Origin of the sequence: Salinicoccus sp. HZC-1 (assembly GCF_046736035.1) — a bacterium.
GTDB lineage: Bacteria > Bacillota > Bacilli > Staphylococcales > Salinicoccaceae > Salinicoccus.
On the sequence record NZ_CP177130.1, the window covers coordinates 2,357,474 to 2,383,038 of the forward strand.

Annotated in this window: 22 protein-coding genes; 12 read left to right on the forward strand and 10 right to left on the reverse strand. The window is 43.7% G+C overall.

All coding sequences use genetic code 11. The features are described from left to right. Positions 1-48 precede the first annotated feature (48 nt). The 4 genes from ACKRAT_RS12335 to ACKRAT_RS12350 all read right to left on the reverse strand — a co-directional run bounded on the left by ACKRAT_RS12335 (position 49) and on the right by ACKRAT_RS12350 (position 3,049). Positions 49-1,080 carry an SEC-C metal-binding domain-containing protein gene (locus ACKRAT_RS12335; RefSeq protein WP_411842678.1) on the reverse strand — a complete coding sequence of 344 codons (1,032 nt, stop codon included), beginning with the start codon at positions 1,078-1,080 and terminating at the stop codon, positions 49-51. Between the two features lie 70 nt (positions 1,081-1,150). Next, on the reverse strand, positions 1,151-2,074 hold the full coding sequence (locus ACKRAT_RS12340) for an AEC family transporter (RefSeq protein WP_411842679.1): 924 nt from the start codon (positions 2,072-2,074) through the stop codon (positions 1,151-1,153). 13 nt (positions 2,075-2,087) lie between these two features. Beyond that, positions 2,088-2,375, reverse strand: a complete 288-nt coding sequence (locus ACKRAT_RS12345) for an AzlD domain-containing protein (RefSeq protein ID WP_411842680.1) — start codon at positions 2,373-2,375, stop codon at positions 2,088-2,090. Beyond that, positions 2,372-3,049: an AzlC family ABC transporter permease gene (locus ACKRAT_RS12350; RefSeq protein WP_411844459.1), complete on the reverse strand. Its 678-nt coding sequence runs from the start codon at positions 3,047-3,049 to the stop codon at positions 2,372-2,374. The genes ACKRAT_RS12345 and ACKRAT_RS12350 overlap by 4 nt, the downstream gene beginning before the upstream one ends. A 123-nt stretch (positions 3,050-3,172) precedes the next feature. Between ACKRAT_RS12350 and ACKRAT_RS12355 the strand changes: the two genes are divergently transcribed. Next, entirely contained in the window at positions 3,173-4,012 is an 840-nt protein-coding gene (locus ACKRAT_RS12355; protein ID WP_411842681.1) for a Cof-type HAD-IIB family hydrolase, read from the forward strand. Here the strand turns inward: ACKRAT_RS12355 and ACKRAT_RS12360 are convergent. Next, positions 4,007-4,630, reverse strand: coding sequence for an alpha/beta hydrolase (locus tag ACKRAT_RS12360; RefSeq protein WP_411842682.1), 624 nt, complete (start codon positions 4,628-4,630; stop codon positions 4,007-4,009). The two genes, ACKRAT_RS12355 and ACKRAT_RS12360, sit on opposite strands and share 6 nt — an antisense overlap. A gap of 79 nt (positions 4,631-4,709) precedes the next feature. Between ACKRAT_RS12360 and ACKRAT_RS12365 the strand changes: the two genes are divergently transcribed. After that, positions 4,710-5,636, forward strand: coding sequence for a VOC family protein (locus ACKRAT_RS12365; RefSeq protein WP_411842683.1), 927 nt, complete (start codon positions 4,710-4,712; stop codon positions 5,634-5,636). 148 nt (positions 5,637-5,784) lie between these two features. On the opposite strand, the gene ACKRAT_RS12370 is transcribed toward ACKRAT_RS12365, so the two are convergent. After that, positions 5,785-6,543 (reverse strand): MurR/RpiR family transcriptional regulator, encoded by a 759-nt coding sequence (locus tag ACKRAT_RS12370; RefSeq protein ID WP_411842684.1) that lies wholly within the window; start codon positions 6,541-6,543, stop codon positions 5,785-5,787. Between the two features lie 149 nt (positions 6,544-6,692). Here ACKRAT_RS12370 and ACKRAT_RS12375 point away from each other — a divergent pair, with 149 nt between their 5' ends. The 3 genes from ACKRAT_RS12375 to ACKRAT_RS12385 all read left to right on the forward strand — a co-directional run bounded on the left by ACKRAT_RS12375 (position 6,693) and on the right by ACKRAT_RS12385 (position 11,002). Further along, a complete protein-coding gene (locus ACKRAT_RS12375; RefSeq protein WP_411842685.1) occupies positions 6,693-8,273 on the forward strand; it encodes an alpha-glucoside-specific PTS transporter subunit IIBC in 1,581 nt (526 codons plus the stop codon). A gap of 28 nt (positions 8,274-8,301) precedes the next feature. Continuing rightward, positions 8,302-9,627 (forward strand): 6-phospho-alpha-glucosidase, encoded by a 1,326-nt coding sequence (locus tag ACKRAT_RS12380; RefSeq protein WP_411842686.1) that lies wholly within the window; start codon positions 8,302-8,304, stop codon positions 9,625-9,627. Between the two features lie 286 nt (positions 9,628-9,913). Next, positions 9,914-11,002 carry an NAD(P)-dependent alcohol dehydrogenase gene (locus ACKRAT_RS12385; protein ID WP_411842687.1) on the forward strand — a complete coding sequence of 363 codons (1,089 nt, stop codon included), beginning with the start codon at positions 9,914-9,916 and terminating at the stop codon, positions 11,000-11,002. A 56-nt stretch (positions 11,003-11,058) separates the two neighbouring features. Here the strand turns inward: ACKRAT_RS12385 and ACKRAT_RS12390 are convergent, their stop codons facing one another. The 4 genes from ACKRAT_RS12390 to ACKRAT_RS12405 form a co-directional block, all read right to left on the reverse strand. Further along, positions 11,059-11,493 (reverse strand): MarR family winged helix-turn-helix transcriptional regulator, encoded by a 435-nt coding sequence (locus tag ACKRAT_RS12390; protein WP_411842688.1) that lies wholly within the window; start codon positions 11,491-11,493, stop codon positions 11,059-11,061. 127 nt (positions 11,494-11,620) lie between these two features. Continuing rightward, the gene (locus ACKRAT_RS12395) at positions 11,621-12,424 is read right to left on the reverse strand and encodes a hypothetical protein (protein WP_411842689.1); all 804 of its coding nucleotides are present in this window, start codon (positions 12,422-12,424) and stop codon (positions 11,621-11,623) included. A 72-nt stretch (positions 12,425-12,496) separates the two neighbouring features. Beyond that, positions 12,497-13,414, reverse strand: a complete 918-nt coding sequence (gene rarD / locus ACKRAT_RS12400) for an EamA family transporter RarD (RefSeq protein WP_411842690.1) — start codon at positions 13,412-13,414, stop codon at positions 12,497-12,499. A gap of 120 nt (positions 13,415-13,534) precedes the next feature. Then, positions 13,535-14,545 (reverse strand): hypothetical protein, encoded by a 1,011-nt coding sequence (locus tag ACKRAT_RS12405; protein WP_411842691.1) that lies wholly within the window; start codon positions 14,543-14,545, stop codon positions 13,535-13,537. A 180-nt stretch (positions 14,546-14,725) separates the two neighbouring features. Between ACKRAT_RS12405 and ACKRAT_RS12410 the strand changes: the two genes are divergently transcribed. The 7 genes from ACKRAT_RS12410 (at position 14,726) to ACKRAT_RS12440 (ending at position 25,536) form a co-directional block, all read left to right on the forward strand. Then, positions 14,726-16,534: a PTS mannitol-specific transporter subunit IIBC gene (locus ACKRAT_RS12410; protein ID WP_411842692.1), complete on the forward strand. Its 1,809-nt coding sequence runs from the start codon at positions 14,726-14,728 to the stop codon at positions 16,532-16,534. Positions 16,535-16,565: 31 nt separating this feature from the next. Next, positions 16,566-18,581 (forward strand): BglG family transcription antiterminator, encoded by a 2,016-nt coding sequence (locus ACKRAT_RS12415; RefSeq protein ID WP_411842693.1) that lies wholly within the window; start codon positions 16,566-16,568, stop codon positions 18,579-18,581. A 6-nt stretch (positions 18,582-18,587) separates the two neighbouring features. After that, positions 18,588-19,013 (forward strand): PTS sugar transporter subunit IIA, encoded by a 426-nt coding sequence (locus tag ACKRAT_RS12420; protein ID WP_411842694.1) that lies wholly within the window; start codon positions 18,588-18,590, stop codon positions 19,011-19,013. Position 19,014: 1 nt separating this feature from the next. Beyond that, positions 19,015-20,124, forward strand: coding sequence for a mannitol-1-phosphate 5-dehydrogenase (locus tag ACKRAT_RS12425; protein WP_411842695.1), 1,110 nt, complete (start codon positions 19,015-19,017; stop codon positions 20,122-20,124). Positions 20,125-20,283: 159 nt separating this feature from the next. Beyond that, positions 20,284-22,278 (forward strand): catalase, encoded by a 1,995-nt coding sequence (locus ACKRAT_RS12430; protein WP_411842696.1) that lies wholly within the window; start codon positions 20,284-20,286, stop codon positions 22,276-22,278. A 167-nt stretch (positions 22,279-22,445) separates the two neighbouring features. Beyond that, positions 22,446-22,910, forward strand: a complete 465-nt coding sequence (locus ACKRAT_RS12435; protein ID WP_411842697.1) for a MarR family winged helix-turn-helix transcriptional regulator — start codon at positions 22,446-22,448, stop codon at positions 22,908-22,910. Beyond that, positions 22,894-25,536: an MMPL family transporter gene (locus tag ACKRAT_RS12440; RefSeq protein ID WP_411842698.1), complete on the forward strand. Its 2,643-nt coding sequence runs from the start codon at positions 22,894-22,896 to the stop codon at positions 25,534-25,536. Before ACKRAT_RS12435 ends, ACKRAT_RS12440 begins: the two co-directional genes overlap by 17 nt. Positions 25,537-25,565: the final 29 nt, after the last annotated feature.

A 25,565-nucleotide genomic window follows, 5' to 3' on the forward strand; every position in this document is an offset into this window, starting at 1 on the left:
TTATATAAATAAAGCCCTGCAGAAACTTAACAGGACTTTATGAAAAGACTATGCGCCACAACACTTTTTGTATTTCCTGCCGCTGCCGCACGGACAGGGATCATTTCTGCCTACTTTGACTTCCCTGACGATCGTTTTCGATTTAAGTTCAGATTCCTTATGTCCGCGGAATTTGAAATGACGCGTATTATTTACGATACCCGCGATATTATCAAAGAAAGCCCGCTGATCGTCCACATCTTTGAATTCTACGCCGAGGGACATCAAATACTGAATTATTTCATCCTGCTTGGCGCCTTTCATAATCAGTTGGAGCAGTGAAATGTACACATTATGATACTGCTCTTCAGAAACATCTGCATTTTTGGCAATCCATTCCTTCAGCCTGGCATGATGCTCGGATTCATCGATGAAATTCGGATTGCTGAATTTGATGAATTTGGCGAATTCAGGCTCATAGTAAGGACGCGCTCCCTGCAATTTACGCACCATTTGATACTGGTCATCATTCATGTCGTCTATTACAATTTCCTGATTCTCCTGATCCAGTGTAATGTCATAAGGTGATTCTTCCAGGAATTGAGTGATTTCTTCAACACTCATATTCATATCATAGTACTTTTTAAAGAGGTGAATCAGCTGCTCGAAGCTGACGATACCATACAGATGAAGCGACGCACGGATTAAGTTCAGCTTTCTCTGAACCGTGATGCGCTTTTCTTTATTCTCTTCAGTATCCACTGCATCGAAAAGATTCTTTACTGTATCAGTGATAAAGTATTGATCCTCTTTGTCCTTTTCTTCAAATGCGTATCCCATGATGTAGAGGCCAAAGACTTCTTCAAGCTGGTAAGGTGCCTTGCGGTCATTATTCGCTGCTGCTTTCCAGTTTTTAAAAGATTCATCGTCGATGTAGCAATACGCATAAGCGGCAGTTTCCGTTTCTTTCTGCTTTTCGATAATCGCTTCGATCAACTCATCTTTTTTCAGTTTGGAAAAATGCTTCAATGAGATCGTTCTCGCCATCTGCTTTAGATCATTCATGTTATACACATTTAAATATTCATTCATACTAGCCATTCTGGAAATCTCCTTCGTTCCGTTTATCTTGCCTCCATTTTACCATAATGGAGCGGTATTTGATAAATAATCAGAACACGTTCAAAGCTACATAGATAACCAGGGATACTGTGACAGCACTTAAAAGTGTACTCATCATAACGATTTCTGCGGCATATTCCGGATCATCACTGTATTCCTGCGCAATGATCGAGCTGTTTACAGCTGCCGGCATCGCTGATGTAATGAGGATCGCCTGGGCGGTGATGCCTTCAACATTGAATAATGAAAGCATTGCAAATGCAACCGCCGGACCGATGACCAGCCGTGTCAGACTGGCCAAGAATGCACTGAATCTCAGGCGTCTGAACTTGATGCCCGCTATCTGCGCCCCGAGTATGAACAGTACCAGTCCGACCATCGCGTTCCGCATATAATCCAGAGAGGATTCCAGAGGTGCAGGTATGTTAATCCCAAAGAAGTTAAAGACCAACCCGAGAGAGAGGCCATAGAAAATGGGCATCCTGAAATATCCCAGCAGCGCTTTGCCCTTCCCCGTATTCTCGGCATTGAGAGAGAAAATGCCGTATGAGTATGCAAACATGTTTTGGAAAACCACTATGATGACCTGCACACTCATTGCGTATGGATCACTTTTAAAAACGAGATCGTTGACCGGTACACCGTAATTCCCTGCATTATAGAGCAGATTGGAATTTGTAAAAAGTGTACGCCGCCCTTTATCCAAACCGATAAATTTAGCGATCAATTGCGTAATGACAAAGGTTACGAATGCATAGAGACCGAGGAAAAATATAATCTTGAGCAGCAGCGAAAAATCAATATCGGATTCATAAAGGCTCATGAAAATAAAAGCCGGCATCACATAGTGTATCGCAAGCTTCGCCAAAGTGGCCCGGTCCAATTTAAACTTAAGCTGGACGGTGTAGCCGATAACCACTATGATGCCGATGGGCAGTATTACATTCATGAATATGAAAAGAAAACCACTCATACCATCTTTCCTCCTACAGCATTATGAGATATACAAAAAGGATGGACCCTAAAACGATGAAGAATAACGGAATTCTGAGAAATGCCAGCACCGTGGCAAAAAGTGCCCCGAGAATGCCGTAGATGGGGCGTTCCACTGCAGTCAGTATCCCCGGAAAAATCAAGACTCCGAGGGCTGCATATGGGATATAATTCAAATATGTAACAAGCCATTCCGGCAAATTCAGTTTTGTAACGAAAAAAGCCGGGAGGATCCGGGTAATGATTGTCACCAGAAATAAAAACATGATCAGGACTGTCATTCAGACGCCTCCATTCCATCCAGTAAAACACCCATTAAAGCGGCGAGCAGCATCGCTATTATAATCGCAAATCCGGAGGGTATAACTGGTATCACACTCAGCACACCGTGGAAAATCATTCCGAACAATGCAACCAGTCCGTATTTATAATGCAGTCTGACTGCAGGAACCAAAAGTGCGATGAACAATGCATAAAGCGCAATACCGCTCGCAATAGTCCAGGATTCGCTCATCCAGTCGCCGGCCACATAACCGACAGCAGAAAATATAACCCAGAACAAATATGCGATAATGAAAGTAACAAAGTACTTCGGAAAAGTCTGCTCTTCGGGTGTCCTATTTGCGGTGACCGCAAAGGATTCATCCGTCACGAATCCGGATAATATAAGCCGTCTGACAAAAGATTCATGTCTCAGATCATAATTCACTTTAAAAGCCATGACGAAATGTCTAGAATTAAGTATGAAGATTGCCAGTATAATCGCTACAGCACCACTTGAAGTCAGCATTTGCAATGCCAGAAACTGGCTCGCCCCCCCGTAAACCATAATACTTATCAAAGTTGTATCAAACATTGAAATGAGTGGTTTTGCGGTAATACCAAAAGCGACTGCCACCGGCAGATACCCCATGCCGATGGTTAAACCATCAATGATCGGCTTCTTCAAGCCCATTTGTGTCAAAATATCACCACATTTATAATAATGAATAATACCGAATATTTTAACACATTAATTCGGATTGCGGAATTTTATTATCAAAAATATTACATGAAATTTAACGAGGAGATTACGAACATGAAAGCACTTGCCCTGGATATGGATGGAACGATACTCGACCATAACGCAGAATTCCCCCTCACTCTATCCGACACGCTTGCGGAATTAAAAGAAAAAGGGATGCATATATTCATAGCCACAGGACGGACCAGCCATGAAATACTGGCCATTACGCCGGATAATTGTCCGCTCGACGGATATGTCGCCGCGAGCGGTATGGGGGTTTATGTTGAAGGCAGACAGATTCAATCCACATCCTTCAGCCCGGACACGGTCGAAAGGATCATTGATGAAGCAAGAAGACGTGAGATCTATTATGAAGTCCATACATTGGAAAATTCATCCCGGACGCATTTGCAGGATAAAGGATATACGGTCAGAGATTTCAATCTGGAAAAGCCGGATTCACTGAAAACATTTGAAATCAACTTTACTGAAAGCAGTCTAAATAATGATACACAGTGGGTCGATGAACTCCCTTATGAAGATGTCGTTAAAATGTTCTTTTTCAGCATCGATTCGAAAAAAATTGGAAACTGGTATGACTTCCTGGCATCGAATCAGGAATCGTCGGACTACGCCCTCTATACCACAAGTGTCCATAATGCCGAATTGATGAAAAAGGGAAAAGACAAGGCGACAGGGATTGAAGTTCTGCTGGAACATTATGATCTTGATTTCAGTGAGGTACATGCAATCGGTGACTCCATGAATGACCTTCCCATGTTTGCAAGGGCGGGAAAATCAACAGCGATGAAAAATGCGGATGATGATATTAAATCCGCCGCTGACGAGGTCACCGATTATACATGTGATGCAGACGGACTGGAAAATTATTTGAGAAAAGAATATCTATAGATCGTCCATCATTTTTTCCACTTTCAAATACCAGACATGCCCTTCCATAAGCTCTTCAGAAACGATCTCATGACCGCCGTCCGTCAGTTTAACTTCCACTGCAGCACCTTTTAACTCAAGGTGCTTTTTTAATTCATACGCCTCTCCTGCAGTCGCCATCATATCTCTGGCACCGGCAGTGATCAGCACGCTGTTTTGGAGCAATATCCCATTATTGATCAGTTCACTTCTGTATGCAGGGTGCATGAGCATGCCGCCCGCTACAGGAATATCATGGTTGAGCAACAGATATGCTGCCATATTTGCCCCATTGGAATACCCGAGGTAAATTGCTTTAGCCAGGTCCAGATCATATTCGGCTGCAAGATGCTTTATTTCGGAAGCGATCCTGTCGCCCTCCTCTTTCAGACTTTCCTCATCATACTGATGGGAAGAAAGTCTTTTGAAATATCTCGCCTGTCCATCTTCCTCCACTGAGCCGCGGAGTGCGAGTACATTTGCAGAACCATTCACCATAGTCGCCACTTCAAGCAGATCCGTTTCCCGTCCACCGGTACCATGGAATAGAATCAAAGTCCGATTACTATTATTTTTACCTTTTATAAACAGATGCTTCATTAAAGATCGTCCTCCTTTATTAGAGTTTAACCCATCTCTGTTATATACTGATAATAATAGCCATTAAGGAGCGATAATCATGACAGTAAAAGGCATTCATCACGTATCGTCCATTACAAAGGAAATATTGGATAACCACGATTTCTACACAAATGTATTGGGTTTGAGGCTCGTTAAAAAAACAGTCAACCAGGATGATACCGGCATGTATCACTTATTCTATGCAGATTATAAAGGCACCCCGGGAACAGATATTACCTTCTTTGAAATTTTTAATGCTCCAAAGTTCCAGCCGGGGACCAACAGTATTTCAAGGACGATATTCAGAGTCCCGTCTATGGAGGCGCTGGAGTTCTTCAGAAACCGCTTTGATGAAAAAGGTGTGTATCACGAAGGTTTCGTCGAACGGTTCGGCCGCACTTCCATGATTTTCGAGGATCATGAAAAACAGCGTCTCGGCCTCATGGTGGACCGGGAATACAATGACTCCGAACCCAATTCGACAGATGAAATACCAAAAGAATACGCCATCACTTCCATCGGTGCGGTGGAAATTACAGTGCAGTATTTAAAAGCCGCCCTGCAGCTGCTCGAACTGCTCGGCGGGGAAGTCCAGGGTGATATTACAGATGACAGCACTGAAGCCGAAGTCAAAGTCGGTCAGGACTCTGTCTATATAGTGGAACAAAGGAACAGCCAGATTGAAAAAGAAGGCTACGGCAGCGTCCACCACTTTTCATTGAGAGTCGAGGACGAGGAAGCACTCCGTAACATGCTTGCGAAACTGAATGAAGAAAAATGGCCCAACTCCGGAGTCATCGACCGTTATTATTTCAAAGCGGTCTATATCCAGAGTGCCGGCGGCATCACAATCGAACTTTCGACTGACGGGCCGGGCTTTGACGTAGATGAACCATTGGAATCACTGGGCGAGCATCTGGCACTCCCGCCAAAATTGGAAGACCAGAGGGATTTCATAGAGACATATTTGACACCATTAAGTTAAACCACGTTAAGAAAAAACTCCGGGACCTAAACATGATTTGGGTTCCGGAGTTTTTTTGCATTTATAAAGATTTCATCAATGAACAGGCTCTTGGGTGCTATTGTCAGCATTTGTTTCGGCGTTCCTATACGGTTTTTGCGCCTTTCTTTTAAACTTCTTTCTGTTCATTTTTCCAATTGCTGAATTTTCTTAGAATCACATCAAATACTATATGATACGGCAGGAAACTGGAGTTATTTATGTCATTGAATAAATAGAATGGTGTGCTGTTGACATATATATTAAACATCGCGTTTTGTGCAAGTATGTTATCCCGCAGTGTGGTTACACTGATGTACTGCACATTTCTCGCTTTGATCAGTTGGATGATTTCGTCGAAGTTTTTCGTCTCTCCTGATAAGGATATGATGAGCAGCAGCTCTCCTTCTGATAATTGTTCTATCCCGGTCATCAGTTCCCGTTCGTTTTTCAATACAATCGAGCGTTTGAATAAAGATAGCAGCTGACGCTGTACGTCATTTGCGATTTCCAGCTGTGCTGCCCCCGTACCATAGATATAAATGAACGGTGCATCATCTATTAACTGGTTGAGCTTATCGAAATTTAACTGATCCAGGTGTTTCATAGTCTGTTTTATATCATGTTCGAGCAGTTCCATTAAATCCTGTGATGCTTCTCCTGTGTGGTCATATAATTTGATGTATGATTTCAAATCACTGTAGCCGTCAAACCCCAGTTTCTTCGCCAACCGGTGTATCGATGAAATGGATGTATGGGACAAGTTTGCCAGCTCCTGTATTTTCATGCCTTTCATTTTATCTATATTGTCATGAATGACTTTAATCATATATAAATCATTATCACTTAAACTTTCATAATACTGGTTTACAAGTTTATCCAGAACCATTTTTATCCCCTGTCTTTCATGAAAATATTTCCGCATCATGTAAATATAATCATATTTTACTATTACATTTCTAAATACGTCAAACCTATTGGAATTTGAAACCGCTTCCTTTAGAGTGGCCATTAAGATACATTGAAGGGGTTTTGCTTATGAATTCTATTAAACGATTTGGCAGTGCCATGATAGTCCCGGTTCTTCTGTTCGCATTCTTCGGTATTATCGTCGGGCTTGCGACTTTATTTAAAAACCCGAATATTATGGGTGACATCGCTGCTGAAGGAACAATGTGGCACAGTATCTGGACAATCATCGAGAGCGGTGGCTGGACGATATTCGATCACATGGAACTGGCTTTTGTCATCGGTCTGCCTATTTCACTGGCTAAAAAAGCCCAGGCCAGAGCAACACTCGCTGCAATAATGATTTACCTTGTCTTCAACAATTATATAAATGCAATACTTACACTTTGGCCCGAAGCTTTCGGAGTCGATCTGACGCAGGATATTGAAAATCTGCAAGGGGTCAAAGAAATTGCCGGTATTGCTACATTGGATACAAATATCGTCGGTGCGATTCTGATTTCAGCAATTGTAATCTGGATACATAACCGGTTTTATGATACTAAGCTCCCTGAAGTATTGGGGATTTTCCAAGGGTTATCTTTCGTTGTAATCATCGGTTTCTTCGCAATGATTCCGCTGGCATTCATGGTCGCTTTCATATGGCCCTATGTTCAGGGAGGTATTTCTTCCTTGCAGGGAATCATGATGCAGTCCGGATATATTGGTGTATGGATATTCCACTTCCTGGAAAGGATATTGATTCCTACAGGGCTGCACCACTTCATATATACACCATTTGAATTTGGACCGGCTGCTGTTGATGAAGGCCTGAAACCGTATTGGATTTCAGATCTGACTGAGTACAGCAATTCAACTGCACCGCTCAACGAACTGTATCCATACGGGTTCCTGCTTCAGGGTAATATTAAAGTTTTCGGCTGCTTAGGTATCGGTCTGGCCATGTACTTCTCTACCCCTAAAGAGAACAGGAAGAAAATGCTCGCCCTTGTTCTTCCGGCAACGGCGACAGCTGTATTCGCCGGTATTACCGAACCTCTGGAGTTTACGTTCCTATTCATTGCACCTTATCTATTTTTAATTCATGCAATTCTAGGTGCAACGATGATTGTAATCATGAATATGTTCGGCGTCGTCGGGCTTATGGGAGGCGGTTTGATAGATATCGCTGCAATCAACTGGATTCCGCTTGCTGCAAACCATGGCAATGTCTATGTTACTCAAATCATTATCGGCTTAATCTTCATGGCAATCTACTTCATTGTATTCAAATTCCTTATTGAGAAATTCGATATTCCGCTCCCGGGCAGAAAATCAGGAACGGATGCAAAGTTATACACCAAAAATGATTACCGGGAAAAGAAAAACGGACAGAATTCTGCTGAAGCCAAAAATTCCAGCGGCAATGAATATGAAGACAAAGCCATCTATTATCTGAAAGGTTTGGGCGGCCAGGAAAACATTAAAGATGTAACCAACTGTGCAACCCGTCTCCGTGTGACAGTCAATAATCCGGAACTCGTCAAAGACAACGATTATTTCACGAGTGATCAGATGGCCCACGGGTTAGCGAAAAGCGGTACAAATGTACAGGTGATTGCCGGACTCAGTGTTCCGCAGATAAGAGAATATTTCGAAGGATTGTTATAGACGAAAAATTTTTCAGGAGGATTTTATAATGAAAAAATTTAACATTACAGTTGCAGGCGGCGGCAGCACTTTCACTCCGGGAATCATTATGATGCTGCTCGATTACCTGGAGGAGTTCCCCATTGATACCATCAAGCTTTATGACAATGATGAAGCGCGGCAGAAAACGATTGCTGATGCTTGTGAAATCTTATTAGAAGAACGTGCACCTCAAGTGACATTGACTGCGAGTACAGATCCTGAGGAAGCGTTCACCGATGTCGATTTCGTCATGGCTCACATCAGAGTCGGCAAATACGCGATGAGGGAACAGGATGAAAAGATTCCATTGAAACATGGTGTCCTCGGCCAGGAAACCTGCGGTCCCGGAGGGATTGCCTACGGAATGCGTTCCATTCCAGGCGTCCTCGAACTTGTGGACTACATGGAACGCTACTCACCAGATGCCTGGATGCTGAACTACTCCAATCCAGCTGCGATTGTTGCTGAGGCGACACGCAAGCTTCGTCCAAACTCAAAAATCTTGAATATCTGTGATATGCCGATCGGAATTGAGGAGCTGATCGCTAAAAACCTCGGCCTCTCCTCCCGCAAAGAGTTTGAAGTCAATTACTACGGTCTGAATCACTTTGGCTGGTGGACTGATATTCGTGACAAAGAAGGCAACACGCTCATGCCGCAGGTCATTGAACATGTAAGTAAAAACGGCTATGCGACAGACGGCAGCTCCGAATTGGAACAGCAGGCAAGCTGGAACAGTACACTGAAAAAAGCAAAAGATATCCAGGCACTCGACCCTGAAACGGTTCCAAACACTTACTTGAAGTACTACTTCTTCCCTGACTATGAAGTGGCAAATTCGAACTCAGATCATACACGTGCAAATGAAGTGATGGAAGGCAGGGAGAAATTCATATTCACCGAATGTCAGGCAATCATTGATAAAGGTACGGCGAAGGACACCAATCTTACAATTGATGAACATGCATCCTATATCGTAGACCTCGCTAAGGCAATTGCATTCAATACTAAAGAACGTATGCTCATGATTGTTGAAAATAATGGGGCAATCGTCAACTTCGATCCGACAGCAATGGTTGAAATCCCATGCATCGTCGGCAGCGAGGGCCCTGAAAAACTGGTCGTCGGTGAAATTCCAAGGTTCCAGAAATCGCTGATGGAACAGCAGGTCGGTGTGGAAAAACTGGTTGTCGAAGCTTTTGAAGAACAGTCATATCAAAAACTCTGGCAGGCATTGGTCCTTTCCAGAACCGTGCCGAGTGCTTCAGTGGCCAAAGATATTTTAGATGATCTTATTGAAGCGAATAAAGATTACTGGCCGGAACTTAAATAACATGGGAAATGCATCGATTAAGCAACTTTAATCGATGTGTTTTTCAGTTCTTATAATAGGATGCTGTGACTCCCTTGTTGCCCCGATCTCCAGCGGCATGGGCAGGCATTTCCCATGGCTCGGAAGACGGCACTTCCACCGCTCCCTCTGCTTCTCTCTATAATAATAGAGTTCAAATTCATTCATATGGTCCAGTTAATCATCCAACGGCATATATTGCTTAAAAGAACTTCAGGCGGGTAGAGAATATCGTATAGGAATGACCAATTTCAGATGGGGTGAAATAATGGATATTAAAGCATATGTTGCAGAAAATGAGAATATTGAACTGAAGGATCTTCAGCTGAAGGAAATCGATGCGGATGAGCTGCTGATCCGGATAGTCGGAACAGGGCTCTGTCATACAGATCTGGGAGTGCTGCATCAGGCACCTCCAACACCGACACCCATTGTACTCGGCCATGAAGGTGCCGGCATAGTTGAGAAAGTTGGGGCTGCTGTCAAGGATTTCGAAGAAGGAGATCACGTGGTCGTATCGTTCAATTACTGTGGTAAATGTGAGAACTGCTTAAATGGCATACCAAGTGCATGTGAGAACTTCTTCGCAAATAACTTCGGACTTTCGATGGAAGAATCCGATTCAAAAATTACTGATGGTGATAACAAGGTTGCGCGGCTTTTCGGCCAGTCCTCACTCGCAACGCACTGCATTTCGAATATGCGGAATACGGTTAAAATCGATGACAAGGATGTCGATCTTGCCCTCCTCGGTCCGCTTGCCTGCGGTATACAGACCGGTACAGGCACAGTCCTGAACAAACTCAAGCCGGGCACCAGTGAGTCCATCGTCATCTTCGGATGCGGATCTGTCGGCCTCAGTGCCATCATGGGAGCGAAGCTCGCCAACTGTAAGACGATCATCGCTGCGGATATACATGAGAACCGTCTGGAATTGGCAAAGGAACTGGGTGCCACACATGTCATAAACAGTAAAGAGGAAGATCCGGTGGAATCAGTGAAATCCATTACCGATGGCGGTGCCCACTATGCCGTGGAAGCATCCGGCGTGGCACCGGTTGTGCTGCAGGCAATCCGCTCTGTCCGCCCGCTTGGCACCATTGCAATTGTCGGTGCTGCAGGAGAACTGGAATTCCATATCCACGATGAACTGATTCCAACCAGCAAGACACTTGTCGGTGTGGTGGAAGGACAGGCGATCCCGAAGCTGTTCATACCCGAACTGATATCTCACTACAAAGCAGGTAACTTCCCTTTCGATAAACTCGTGAAAAAATATGGGATGACAGAACTCGACAAAGCCATAGAAGATATGGAATCGGGGGAAACACTTAAACCTGTCATCCAATTCTCATAGCAAGTCAAAAGGACCTTCAAAATGAAGGTCCTTTCATATTATATGCATATCGATTTTCATATACGTTCTTTTAAATACTCAGCGAATTTCCGCTGGGTTTCCAAATACTTTTTCATTTCTTCGTCAGGAATCAAATCCATATATTCGCCTCTCAGTTTTTCGGCATGCTTCTCGGCGCGGTTGATCGTTTCCTGCCCTTTTCCTTCAATCACCAAATACCTGTTTCTTCTATCTGTTTCTTCCACTTCTCTTTTAACCAGTTCTTTGTTTTCCAGATTTTTAATGATCTGGCTGACTGCTCCTTTGGAGATCACCATCTTTTCAGCTAATTCATTCTGGGTCATTCTCCCAAATGTCTGGAGTTCATTTAAAACGATCAGCTGCGTCAGTGAAACATCTTCACCAAACGTCTTATTCCAATGTCTCATTGAAAGGTTTGTTAATGATTCATTTAAATTAAATAAATTATAGAAATGATTATTTTCTGCCACTTTTTATTCAGCCCCTTTCATATAATTTAAACATACTTACTTTAAATTTAAACCGTTTTCAAATAATTTTCCAAATAATTTTGAAATCATAAAAAAACAGGACAAGAAATACTTGTCCCGCTCCAGGTTATTGTCTGACTTCTTCCGGAATTTCTATCTCACCGATACTGTTGAATGACTCGAACTCTACATCTCCCGTCAATTCGAACGATCCATTTTCACTTTTTCCTTCCGCCTGGTAATCAATATCTTTTATCAGGTTTTCATCGGCATCCACTTCTATTTCCAGACTGTTTTCTATCGTAGAAATATTAATATTTCCGAAATCATCTGCAAACAGTTGTTTAAAGGTCTGGAACACTTCTTTGCTTTCCCCGTCATAACTATAGACTATCGTATCCCCGTGGTCTTCTTGTTCAAGCTTGTCCTTAATATGCGCGAAAGATAAAACCACGTTATGATAAGTCACTTGAAACAGGTGTTCCACACCGGCCGACTCCGAGATATCCACCCAGTCCGTTCCGTTATAATAAAATGTTTCTCCGCCTTTGGAAAACGTACGGTCTTCGCCTTCAGATTTCAAATGAAGGGAAGGCGGGCCGCCTGCCTCCCCTTCTTTAAAACGAACATCTGCCTGGAGTACATCCGGATGGGCATTATCTATCTTTCCCTCCAAATTTATAAGCGCTTCATAGCTTCCTATATCTTTTGAACGTTCAATCACGGCATCTAATGCTTTATCGTCCGTAGTATCTATATTTGCCAGCTTTTCTTTTGTCGATTGTCCGACAGCATCCTCTTCCACTTCACTTGTCTTGGTTGTATTTCCTGATGTTTCATTTATATTATCTTGAACCTCATCAGCTTCAGAGCATCCAGCGAATATGAACGAAGCCGCCAATGTGGCAAGTAAATACTTTGAAACTTTCATTCCCTCTTACTCCTTACACCTCAAATTGTCCATAAATCATAACACGTTTCCCCGCCCATAACTAATGATATGCTAGCTGGAAACACGGCGTCGCGCGTTTTTCCTGGATTGATTGTGCATCTGATAAAAACGGCTGAGCGTATAGAGGATGAGACCGCTCCAAATAAGAACATATGCGACTTTGTGAACATCGGTGAATGCTTCGTCATACATGAACACTCCGATTATGAGCATAATTGTCGGTGCAAAGTATTGCAGGAAACCGATGAGTGATAGTTTTATCCTTTGTGCACCCAGTGCGAACAAAAGAAGCGGAATTGCTGTGGCAACACCTGTTCCCATCATGACCAGGCTGTCGACATTGAATCCGAAGTTGCCCTGTCCCGAGCCTTCCAGGAAGAATATATAAACCAGGGCAAATGGCGCGAGTACAAAAGTTTCAACTGCGAGTGCGAATATCGCATCGAGGTTGATCACCTTTTTAATCAACCCGTAAATGCTGAATGATAACGCGAGATAAAGGGAAATCCAGGGTGCTGCACCCAGTCCGACCGCAAGATACGTCACCCCGGCAAACACGATGATGATCGCAATCCATTGCATTTTGGAGAAGCGCTCCCCCAGTATTACGAATCCGAGCAGTATACTGATCAGCGGATTGATGTAATATCCAAGACTCGCATCCAGAATATGTCCGGTGTTTACCGCGATGATATAAACCAGCCAGTTCGATGTGATGACGGCGGAAGCGAAGAACAGTGCCGCCACTTTCTTTTTATCTTTAAATATAAATTTCAAATCTTTCCTGAACAGGCGCAGCCTGCTGGTAGCCACGATAAAGAGAATCATGAATATGAAAGACCAGAAAACCCTGTGTGCAATGATTTCATACGGCGATATATGCTCGACCTGTTTCCAGTATATCGGCAGAAAGCCCCAGATTATGTATGCTCCCAATGCGAACAGAATACCTTTTTTATTTTCGCCCACTCTACCACCTCTTTCTCTTCAATATAACAAGTTTACTCTTAAATCAATTTTTTTCAACACATCAAAAAAAGATTGGAACAAAAAGTTCCAACCTTCTGAATATACTTGCCAACACCCTTATCAAAGCGGTCTCAAACCGTCGTTTTCGTCAAAGCCCGCATCTTCCTGCGTGTCCCGGAAGCTCTGCTCCGGCCGTGCCTCTGTCTGCTGCCCATTGTATCTTACATCCAGTTCATCGCGGCACTTGAAGTAATACGCGACGACACTCCCCGCCATATAGTACATGACATAGCAGAATGCAGCGATTGTAAGCAAGGCCGAGACGGCAACCAGCAGGATCATTATTATGCCGGGCGTCTGTGATGCTCCCACCATAAAGCTGATTCCAATTATGGCACCGATCAGAACGACATACAGGATCGAAGGGATGAGCAGCAGCAGGAAATTGCTGATGATCAGTCTGACCAGACCGCCGCCCGCTTTGAACATGACATCCCAGGCAATCTTCATTTTATCCGTTGTGGCAATCAGCGGCTGATCGATATACACCATGAACGCGAGGAACATATATATGCCTATCAGTATATAGGGTATATAAGAAATGAAGACCAGCAGCAGATTGAGCAGAACCAGACCGATGACCGCACCGATTCCAATGCCTGAAACTCCCTCGGCACCTCCGAACATGGATTCCCCGAGGGCAATCAGCGGCATATTGATCGCCATGAACAGGAATTGTATCAGGAAGCCGTAGGCAACAGAAAAAGCAAAATAGATCAGCAGGATGATCAAGCTCAGCTTGATGATCTTGCTGTAATTCCCTTTTCTAAAAGCGACGAATACTTCCTTATAACTGTAATCTTTCCGCCTGTAGGCACTCGCAAAAAACCTCAAGACACCGATGCTCACTGGATATATCACAAAAATGGAAAGCAGCAGGATGATAAGGATCATCGGCAGTATCCACATTGCTATCCAGGGAGAATCCCCAAATGCCAAGGGAAGCATCAGTGCAACTGACACAATCAGCATTGCTGCATAAATCAGAATAAATGTAAGAACCGTAAACCAGAACGTCCTGCCATGGAATCCGGAAGCATTCTGTTTATAAGCGGACTGGTATTTGAACATACTGTCACCTCTTTTATGTAAATTATAACATTTTTGTTTATTAAATAATGTAATTTTCAAGTAACATCCCTTTTGTCATTGAATCTGTGCCAAACTCGCATTTTGTTTATATTGTATATATACCCCTGCCGGCCTATGATTAAGGTACATAATTTATAAAATCTAGTCAGGGGTGACAACATGTCAGAAAAGAAAAGTGGTATTTCACGTAAAGTACAGGCGTTCGGTTCGTTCCTAAGCAGCATGATCATGCCGAACATCGCAGCTTTCATCGCCTGGGGATTGATTACAGCCATGTTCATAGAGGTCGGCTGGTTCCCGAATGAAGACCTCGCAACGATGGTCGATCCGATGATTGTCTATCTTCTGCCTTTGCTCATTGCATACACAGGAGGTAAACTCATCCATGACGTCCGCGGGGGTGTCGTTGGTGCAACCGCTACTATGGGGGTTATCGCAGCATTCCCGGATTCACCGATGCTTCTCGGCGCCATGGTCATGGGGCCGGTCGGCGGATATCTGATGAAGAAAGTTGACGAAGTTCTCGTACCTAGAACGCGTCAGGGCCTCGAGATGCTTGTAAACAACTTCTCAGCCGGTTTCCTTGCATTCTTCCTTGCTTTGTTCGGCTTTTACGGTTTAGGCCCGATAGTTGCATGGCTTACAGAAATGCTCGGCAGATTAGTGGATATCATTGTTGAAGCCGGTCTGCTTCCAATCGCAAGTATCTTTATCGAGCCGGCGAAAGTGCTCTTCTTAAACAATGCGATCAACCATGGTGTGCTTACACCGCTCGCATCTGAAGAAGTACAGGAGGCTGGACGCTCCATTCTCTTCACACTCGAATCCAACCCAGGTCCAGGGTTTGGTATCCTGCTTGCCTACATGTTCTTCGGCAGAGGGACTGCCCGTGCGACTGCACCGGGTGCGGCAATCATTCATTTCGTCGGCGGGATCCATGAGATCTACTTCCCGTATATCTTAATGAAACCGGCACTGGTCATCGCAGCAATTCTCGGCGGGGCTTCAGGTATCCTGACATTCTCGCTGCTCGATTTCGGTCTTTCAGGTCCGGCAGCACCAGGAAGTATCCTGGCTTATATCGCAATGACTCCAAGAGGGGAATATCTGACGATGTTCCTGGGTATACTCGCTGCAACACTTGTTTCATTCCTCGTCGCATCATTCATCCTGAAATTCTCCAAACAGCAGGATGAAGAAGACCTTGAAGAAGCAACGCAAAAAATGGAAGCGACCAAAGGCAAAAAGTCTTCAGTTGCAGGTACACTCAGCCACTCTGAAGCACCGGCTGAAGATACGTCTGATGAAGAACCTTTCCGGGAAAATGCCGGGACAGCCGATTATTCAAACGTCGATAAAATCGTCTTTGCATGTGATGCCGGTATGGGTTCAAGTGCCATGGGCGCAGGCATGCTCAAGAATAAGTTCAAAAAAGCAGGTCTTGATATCGAAGTGACAAACTCGGCAATCAACCAGCTTAAAGGCGATGAAGATATCATCATCACCCAAAAAACTTTAACAGAGCGTGCTGAAAATAAAGTGCCTGATGCTACTCATATATCTGTGGACAATTTCCTAAACAGTCCGAAATATGACGAACTCGTCGAAAACCTACAGGGAAAACAGCCCGGTGAAACATCTGAAAATGAACCGGAAGAAACAGCAACAGCTGATTTTGATTACAGCAAAGTCGACAAGATTGTCTTTGCATGTGACGCAGGCATGGGTTCAAGTGCCATGGGCGCGGGTATGTTAAAGAATAAGTTCAAAAAAGCAGGTCTTGATATCGATGTGACAAACTCGGCAATCAACCAGCTTAAAGGCGATGAAGACATTATCATCACCCAGAAAACTCTGACAGAACGCGCTGAAAATAAAGTGCCTGAGGCGAAACACATTTCCGTAGATAACTTCTTAAACAGTCCGCACTACGAAGAATTGACAGAGGAACTTAAAAAGCATCAATAATTAAATAGAGATTATATAAAGGGGTGTCATTATGATCAGTTCTCGGGAAAAGAAAATTATTAACGAGCTCATATATCATAATGGCACCTTTATGCTTATTAAAGAACTGGCAGGCAAGCTTGGTGTCTCCTCCAGAACGGTCCACAGAGAGCTGAAAAATGTAAAAGATACCCTGAAGCAGCTGAACATTGAACTGCTCAGTGAATACAAAAAAGGCGTTAAGCTGGACCTTGCCCAGCTGGAGATAGAAGCATTGACGAAATATATAACAGAAAACGCAGATAAAGACCTGAGTATCGAGGAGAAGAAAGTCGCGCTCGTGTACAACCTGATGCTTAATTCCGAGGGGCTAAAAAAAAGTGCGTTGGCTGTCGAACTCGGCGTCGGTGAACATACCGTCGATGAGCTGATCCTTCAGATGGAAAACCAGTTAAAGGCGTTCCGCCTGAAAATCATCAAGACGCGTTCCATCGGAGTGCAGCTGATTGGTGATGATTTAAGCAAGCAGAACTTCCTGGCCAACATGATGATTAATGAACTGAATTCAAACAGCATCTATTCCGTAATTGAGAATAACTTTGTGTTCAGTTCACTCATCAACAGCAAAGTCATCGGCATTTTAGAAGCGGACAACATATTTAAAGTCGAACGCCTGCTGATGGATGAACTGTCTGTGCTCCCCTACCAGCTGACGGAGAATGCGTATTTGAACCTTACGCTTCATATCGTTCTCGCAATCGACCGTACGGAACATGAACAGAATGTTTCCATAAAGGAAGAGTTGAAAGAGGAGTTGAAGCATTCCCGGGAATTTGATGTATCCCTTTCATTGACGGAAAAGCTCCAAAATGAGTTTGGGACCCTTTTTCCGGAAGAGGAAGTTTATTTTATTACAATGCATCTGAGGGGAAGCAAACGGAAATTCCAGGATTCACTAAGTACAGATTCACTGGAAAATCTGACTGTCGCATTTATCGACCAGGTCAGCAGGGAGATGGATTATCCATTCTATGCCTATCCCGAACTTAAAGATGGCCTGATTCTCCATATTGAACCTACGCTGCACCGTATGGATTCAGGGATTATTACGGTCAATCCGCTCGTTGAGACAATCAAGGATAATTATCCCGACCTATTTGAAGTTGTCGGGGAAAACTTCAGAAATTACTTTAATACCAGAAAGCTCGATGAACCTGAAATCGGATTTCTGACAATCCATTTTGGAGGCATACTCCATGCCAATCCCAGGATAGAAGTCACTACGGTATGTTCCAGCGGAATCGGGACGAGCCGGATTTTATCCAACCAGTTAAAAACGAAGTTTAATAATTTATATATCAGGCAAGAGCTATCTATATCCGAGCTTGCAGACACTGATATTCATGAAGGAGAACTCATTCTGAGCACTGTTCCGCTCGATATGGACAACTATATATTGGTTAGCCCGCTGCTCGATGAACATGATGAGAAGAAAATCACCGAAGCAATTTCAAAAATCGGTTCTACAACTTATGATTACAGACCGGTTCAATCAACCGCCGATGTTTCCCAGGTCGATCCGGACAAAGTGATACAGGCATCCGAGCTTTACCTTAACCGGACGTACGTCCGGCCAGACTCAGCTATGCATGCACTTGATTCAGTAAGGGAAGCGCTGAAGTCGCACACGTCATTGGAGGAACAGGTCATCATTGAAGTGACGGAACATCTGGCTGAACGTTCTAAAATGACCGGCTATATCATCGGTGAAGACGGGTTCTCCTATCCGCACATCAAGTCACCGCTTATCAAGCAGCACAGGATTTTATTCATTCATAATGAAGCCGGCATTACTGATAAAAATTACAATAATACCGAAGTGACTGTCGAATACCAGATATTACTGCTCGTTCCCGAAGATTCTCTGGTAACCGACCTGATCAGTGAATTCAGTGTGCTTCTCGGTAATCATCATAATGATATAGGGGAACTATTGAACAATCCATCAGAGATGGATGATTTATTCAAAAATTATATTAAAAACATTTATGTAACAGGAAGGAAATGATTAATTATGTTGAAGAAAGAAAATATCGTACTAAACCAGTCTGCAGACTCTAAAGAGGATGCCATTAAACAAGCGGGACAGCTTTTAGTTGATCAGGGCGCCGTAGAACCTGCGTATATCGATTCCATGCAGGAACGTGAACAAGTTGTCTCTACCTTTATGGGAAACGGCCTGGCAATTCCACATGGTACGGATGAAGGTAAAACTTCAGTGATCGAAAGTGGACTTTCCCTCGTTCAAATTCCTGCCGGTGTAGACTTTGACGGCAATGAAGCAAAAGTTGTGCTGGGTATTGCCGGCAAAGAGAATGAACATCTGGAAATGCTCCAGAAAATTGCCGTTATCTTCTCTGAAGAAGAAAATGCTGAAAAGGTAATCAATGCGGCATCTGCCGAAGAAATCATATCACTCTTTGAAAACGAGGATGTTTAATATGAAAGCAGTCCATTTTGGGGCAGGAAACATTGGTCGCGGATTCATCGGCAAAGTATTGCACGATAATGGATACGACGTCATATTCGCGGATGTGAATGCAGAAATCATCGACGCCCTTAACACTGAGAGAGGTTACACAGTACGCATCGCTGAAGAAAATGGCGCCTCATATGATATCACTGGTGTCAGCGGCATCAATACTGCTGCAAATCCGGAAAAACTGGAACAGGCAATTTTAGAAGCTGATATCATTACAACTGCTGTGGGTGTGAATATTTTACCAATCATCGCTAAAAGCATTACACCGCACCTCTCCAAACGGTTGGAGGATGCCCGTCCTTTAAATATCATTGCCTGTGAAAATGCAGTGCTTGCAACGAATACACTTAAAGAAGCGATTACAAAAGAAACAGGAGACCTTGCCGGATCAAATATCGGCTTCCCCAACTCGGCAGTCGACCGGATCGTTCCGATCCAGACCAATGAACGTATTTTAGATGTTAAGGTCGAACCTTTTTATGAATGGGTCATCGAAGAAAGCCAGTGGGCAGGAGATAATAAACTCGAGGGGCCGAACTACGTTAATGATTTAATGCCTTACATTGAAAGAAAACTGTTCACTGTAAATACGGGACATGCCGCGATTGCCTATTATGGAAAAACTTTAGGTTATGATACAGTTTCCGAAGCGATGACTGACAGTAAAGTTCAAAACTTTTTAAATGATGTACTCGCAGAGACTCTCGATTACATTACAACTGTTTACGATTTTACAGCAGAAGAGCAAAACGATTATATTGATAAGATCATCAAACGCTTCGTAAACCCACACCTTTCCGATGATTTAAACCGTGTCGGCCGTGGCGTTTTAAGAAAGCTCAGTCCAAACGACCGCATTATCAAGCCACTTGTCCATCTTCATAATGAAGGTAAAAATCATGAGGCATTGTCCAAACTCGTAGCATACGCTGTACAGTTTGATAATGCAGAAGATCCGGAACAGGTTGAAATGAACACTGTCATTTCTGAAAAAGGCATCGAGGGCTTCTTATCTGAGCACAGCGGTTTGGAAGACAGCCTGATACAAGAAGTAATATCCGCCCAATAAATAATAAAGGTCTGGCTAAATAAATTAGTCAGACCTTTTCTTATACCCTCTGAAATTACGTGTAAAACCGTCTAATGTAAACGCATGCAAATGTAATATGTACATGTTACGTTACTTATATAGAGAGGTACATTCAATAAATTTTCAGGGGGTATTTGAATGAGTAAGAAGAAGAACGAACTGAACCAGAGGGACACGATCGACAATACGAAAAAAGCACCGCTCACTACGAATCAGGGGCTCCCGGTAAGTGATGATGAATTTTCTTTGAAAGCCGGGGAAAGAGGCCCCACTCTAATGGAAGATTTCCATTTCCGTGAAAAGATGACACACTTCGACCACGAAAGGATTCCTGAGCGTGTTGTACACGCCCGTGGATTTGGCGTCCATGGTGAATTCGAAGTTTATGAATCATTGGAAAAGTATACCAAAGCCAAATTTCTCACTGAACCCGGAAAGAAAACACCGGTTTTCGTAAGATTTTCCACTGTTGCCGGCAGCCGCGGTTCAATGGATATTCCAAGAGATGTCCGTGGATTTGCCACAAAATTTTATACAGACGAAGGAAACTATGATCTGGTCGCCAACAACATGCCGGTATTCTTCATGCAGGATGCGATTAAGTTTCCGGATTTTGTTCATGCTGTAAAGCCTGAGCCGAATAATGAAATGCCCCAGGCAGCTTCCGCCCATAATACATTCTGGGACTGGGTTTCCGTAAATACGGAAAGTGCACATATGGTGACATGGCTGATGAGCGACCGTGCCATCCCAAGAAGTTTCAGCATGATGGAAGGGTTTGGTGTCCATACATTCAGACTCGTCAACGCAGAAGGCAAAAGTCATTTTGTTAAATTTCACTGGAAACCAAAATATGGTATGCACCAGATGATATGGGATGAAGCTCAAATGATCAATGGGAAAGATTCGGATTTCAACCGTAAGACGCTGTGGCAGAATATTGAAAATGGCAATCCTGTTGAATTTGAACTGGGCCTTCAGATCATCGATGAAGAAGATGAATTTAAAATGGACTTTGACATTTTGGATGCCACAAAATTATGGCCGGAAGAAGACGTCCCTGTTCAGATTGTTGGTAAAATGACGCTGAACCAGAATGTAGATAACTTCTTTGCAGAGACTGAACAGGTGGCTTTCCACCCTGGACATGTCGTGCCCGGAATTGATTTCACCAATGACCCGCTGCTCCAGGGCAGGCTGTTCTCCTATACAGATACCCAGCTGATCCGTCTGGGCGGACCAAACTTCCACCAGCTGCCCATCAACCGTCCGGTATGCCCATTCGCAAACAATCAGCGTGATGGCTACAATCAAATGTATATACACAAAGGGGAAACAGCACATCATAAAAACTATATGAACGATAACCAGCCGGAGCCAATCAGTCCCGAAGAAGGCGGTTATGAACATTATAATGAAAAAGTTGAAGGCAGAAAAATACAGGCACGGAGCGACAGCTTTAAAGATCATTTCAGCCAGGCCAAGTTATTTCTGAACTCAATGTCCAAGCATGAGAAGCAGCATATATATGATGCTTTCAGCTTCGAACTCGGGAAATGTGATATGGACATCAGAAAGCTTGCCATTTCTGAACTGTTAAATAAAATCGATCGTGACTTAACAGAATACGTAGCAGATAAGATCGGCGTTGAAGCACCACCCGAAGTTGAAGAGTCAACTTATGAGAAAAGTTCTCCTGCACTAAGTATGGAGAATACTAATTACTCTCTTAAAACACGCACAGTCGGTGTAATCGTTATGCCGGACGTGGCAGAACAAACATTGAAAGAGACAAAGTCCAAGCTTGAGGAAAAAGGACTGCAGCCGAGCTTCATATCCGATAAGATATATAACATCGGTAATACAACATTAGATGCGACCTTTGACACTGTCCACTCTGTTTTGTTTGATGCCATAATTGCTATAAAAGGAAAAGATCCGTTGCCTAAACCAGCAATTGAAAACCTGGAAATCGCCTATAAACATAAGAAAGCCATCGGGTTTGGCACGGACGCCGGCAGTATCTTTGACTCACTTTCATTCTCACAAAATGATAAAGGTGTCACTGATATTGAACAGAACCTGGATGGTTTCCTTGAAGATGTCAAGGGCCACAGAGTATGGAATAGATAACTGCAGAAAGCCAGAGCTTCCTTTTACGGGAAGCTCTTTTTCTTTGCGCGAAATTTTAACAGAACTGTCACACGATATGTTTTGACCCTCTCCACAAAAGCATGCTAAACTAACTTATGTTTCATTTAGTTTAGTACCCTAAACTAATCAGGGAGGGCGCACTTTATATGGATAAGAAAATGAAGGCCATAAAGAATTTACGTGATATTTATGGTTATGGATATACGGAAGTGTTCACAGAAGTCACGGACTCTGTAACTGCCCTGCATATTTCCAGGACGCAGATGAATATTATCCAGCACATTTACATAAATGGCTCGGCCACTCCATCTGAATTGGCAGAAGTGTTGAATGTACAAAAAAGTGCAATTACCCATACTGTTAAAAAACTGGAGAACAAAAAATTGGTGACGATCAAAGAAAATACCCTCATCAATGATAAGCGTTCCAAACTCATATATATGACAGAGGATGCGAAGACGCTGCTCGAAGAATTTTTGGATAATATCCTCAAAAGGATTCAATCAGATATCGGGGAGCTGTCGAAAGAAGAAGCAGACAAGTTATACACCGCAACACTGACGATTTTGAAATACATACCTGGAGGAAGTAAAAATGAAACACGTTCTTAAATTCAAATGGCCGGTAACAGCATTGATGATACTGTTTGCTGTTGTCACATTCCTTATATCCCCAAATCTTACACAGCTTGCGACTGAGAAAGGTGACGTTCAGTTATCTGATGATCAGCCGAGTGAGCAGGCGCGTGTATTTTTAGAAGAACACGGGGAAGATAATGAAATGATGTCACTTGTTCTCGAGTTTGAAAACGAAGTCATGGAGAATGAATCTGACATCAAGACCTATATCGAAGAGATTGGCAATATTGAAGGTGTTGAAAACATCGTCAATCCTTTTGATTTTGAAGAGGAAATGCAGACGAACTTCATCAATGATGAAAATGGGGTCATTCTGATCCCGATGGAATATACAGGCCCTGTCAACGAAATCAGTACAGTGGCCGCTGAAGTTGAAGACTTGAATCCGACGGATGCGAAAACTTCGATCACTTCCAATGAACTGATTCAGAATACTGTGGAACAGGATGCAATGGAAGGAATCCAATCTACCGAAATATTCACTGTCATCATTGTCATAGCGGTATTGTTGATCATGTTCCGTTCAGTAGTGACACCGCTTGTACCCGTGGCAGTGGTCGGGCTGGCCTACCTGATCGGGCAATCATTTGTCGGCTGGTTCGTCGAGTGGTTCGGCTTTCCGGTTTCCCCGCAGACACAGAGCTTCCTGATTGTCATACTTTTTGGTATCGGGACCGACTACTGTATACTGCTGCTGAACCGCTTCAAGGAAGAACTGCAATTCCACGATAAGTATGAAGCCGTACTCCGGACATTCAAAACAGCGGGTAAAACGGTGTTCATCAGTGGTATTTCAGGCGCAATCGTGTTTGGTGTACTCTACTTTGCCAACTTTGAAATCTACCGTTCGGCAGTGGGCGTTGCAATCGGCATTATATTCCTGCTGCTCGCGCTGTTCACAGTACTGCCTATACTCATGCAGCTTCTTGGCCGATATATTTTCTGGCCGAATATCAAAAAATCAGAGTTCAAAGAAAGCAAACTATGGACGCCGCTGGGTATCTTCTCACTGAAATACCCGACCCGGATCATATTCACGGTCATTGCGATCTTAATCGCCGTTGCTTTCTTCTATAATGATGAAGTCAACTACGATTCTTTGGAAGAACTGGATAATTCATACTCCGCTGTACATGCAACAAATGTTGTAAGTGAAAACTTTGATGAAGGACAGCTCTTCCCTGTTGAGGTCATCATATCCAACGGCGATGACCTGATGACATCGGAAAGTCTTTCAAGATTGGAAGCTGTCGCTTCCACCGTAAGCAATGTTGAAGGCGTCAAAGAAGTACAGACGGTGACACGTCCATCCGGTGAAGTCATAGATGACTTCCTTGTCCGCAATCAATTGGAACAGGCTAACAGTGGTATGGACGATATGGTCCAGGGGCTTGCTGAAATCTCTGGTGGATTGACTGAAGCCAGTGAAGGCATCACTAACAGTGAAATGGCAAGCGGTGACCTGTCAGAACTCAACCAGGGCATAGAGGATATCAACAGCAGCATCAGCCAGATCACAACGTATATGAATCAGACAGGTGATGCTGCAGGTGCCGCACAACAGCTTGGCCAGGTGCAGCAAGGTTTAACAACCCTGTCAGAGCAGGTTTCTGCCGCCAATGCTCAAATGAATGAGCAGCAAAGCGCTGCTGCCGCACAAATGGAAGAACTCGGTTCCGGTCTGGACGATGCGACCTCCGGCATCGATGAAATCCAGGGCGGTCTGGAAGAAGTCCAGACATTGCTTGGCAACATCAGTGATAACGAAGCGGTCGATCAGACGGGTATTCATGTACCACAGGAGTTCCTGGGGACTGATGGCATCCAGGATGCTGTGGACCAGTACTCATTCGGCGAGAATAAAGCGCTCAGAATGAATGTCATTCTGAGTGTCGACCCCTACTCCCATGAAGCGATGGCAACACTGGATAAAGTTGAAAGTACTGTGAATGACGAACTGCAAAGGCTTGAGCGCGAAGAGACAACTGCTTACTTCGCCGGTGTGACCAGCATGAACCGTGACCTTGATGAAATTTCAACAGACGACTATACACGCGTCGTTACAATCTTTATCGCGACACTGTTTGTCATACTCGCTATCGTGTTCAGGTCATTGGTGCTCCCTGTAACCATGATCGGTTCCATATTTGTCACATATTTCGCGTCCATTACAATCACACAATGGCTGCTTGGACTGTTTGGTCTTGGTGAGCTGAACTGGGCAGTGCCATTCTTCAGTCTGATCATATTCGCAGCGCTGGGGATAGACTACTCGATATTCATCATCGACCGATTCAGGGAAGAACTTGCGAATAAGAGCATAAGAGACGCGATAGAGCATTCAATCAGACGGATGGGCGTTACCATCATCACAGCAGTAATCATCCTTTCCGGCACATTCGCAGCACTCCTGCCTTCCGGTATGATCATACTGATACAGGTCGCGAGCATTATCATCTTCGCCCTCCTGTTCTATGCATTTATCGTACTGCCGCTTCTTGTCCCGGCATTCGTCATTACTTTCCGCCGCGGAAACTGGTGGCCATTCAGAATGCCTGGCGGCAAAGAGCGTGAAAACAAGTTTAAAGACGAGGAATAAAGGGTATAATTTATAAAGAAATGAGGAGT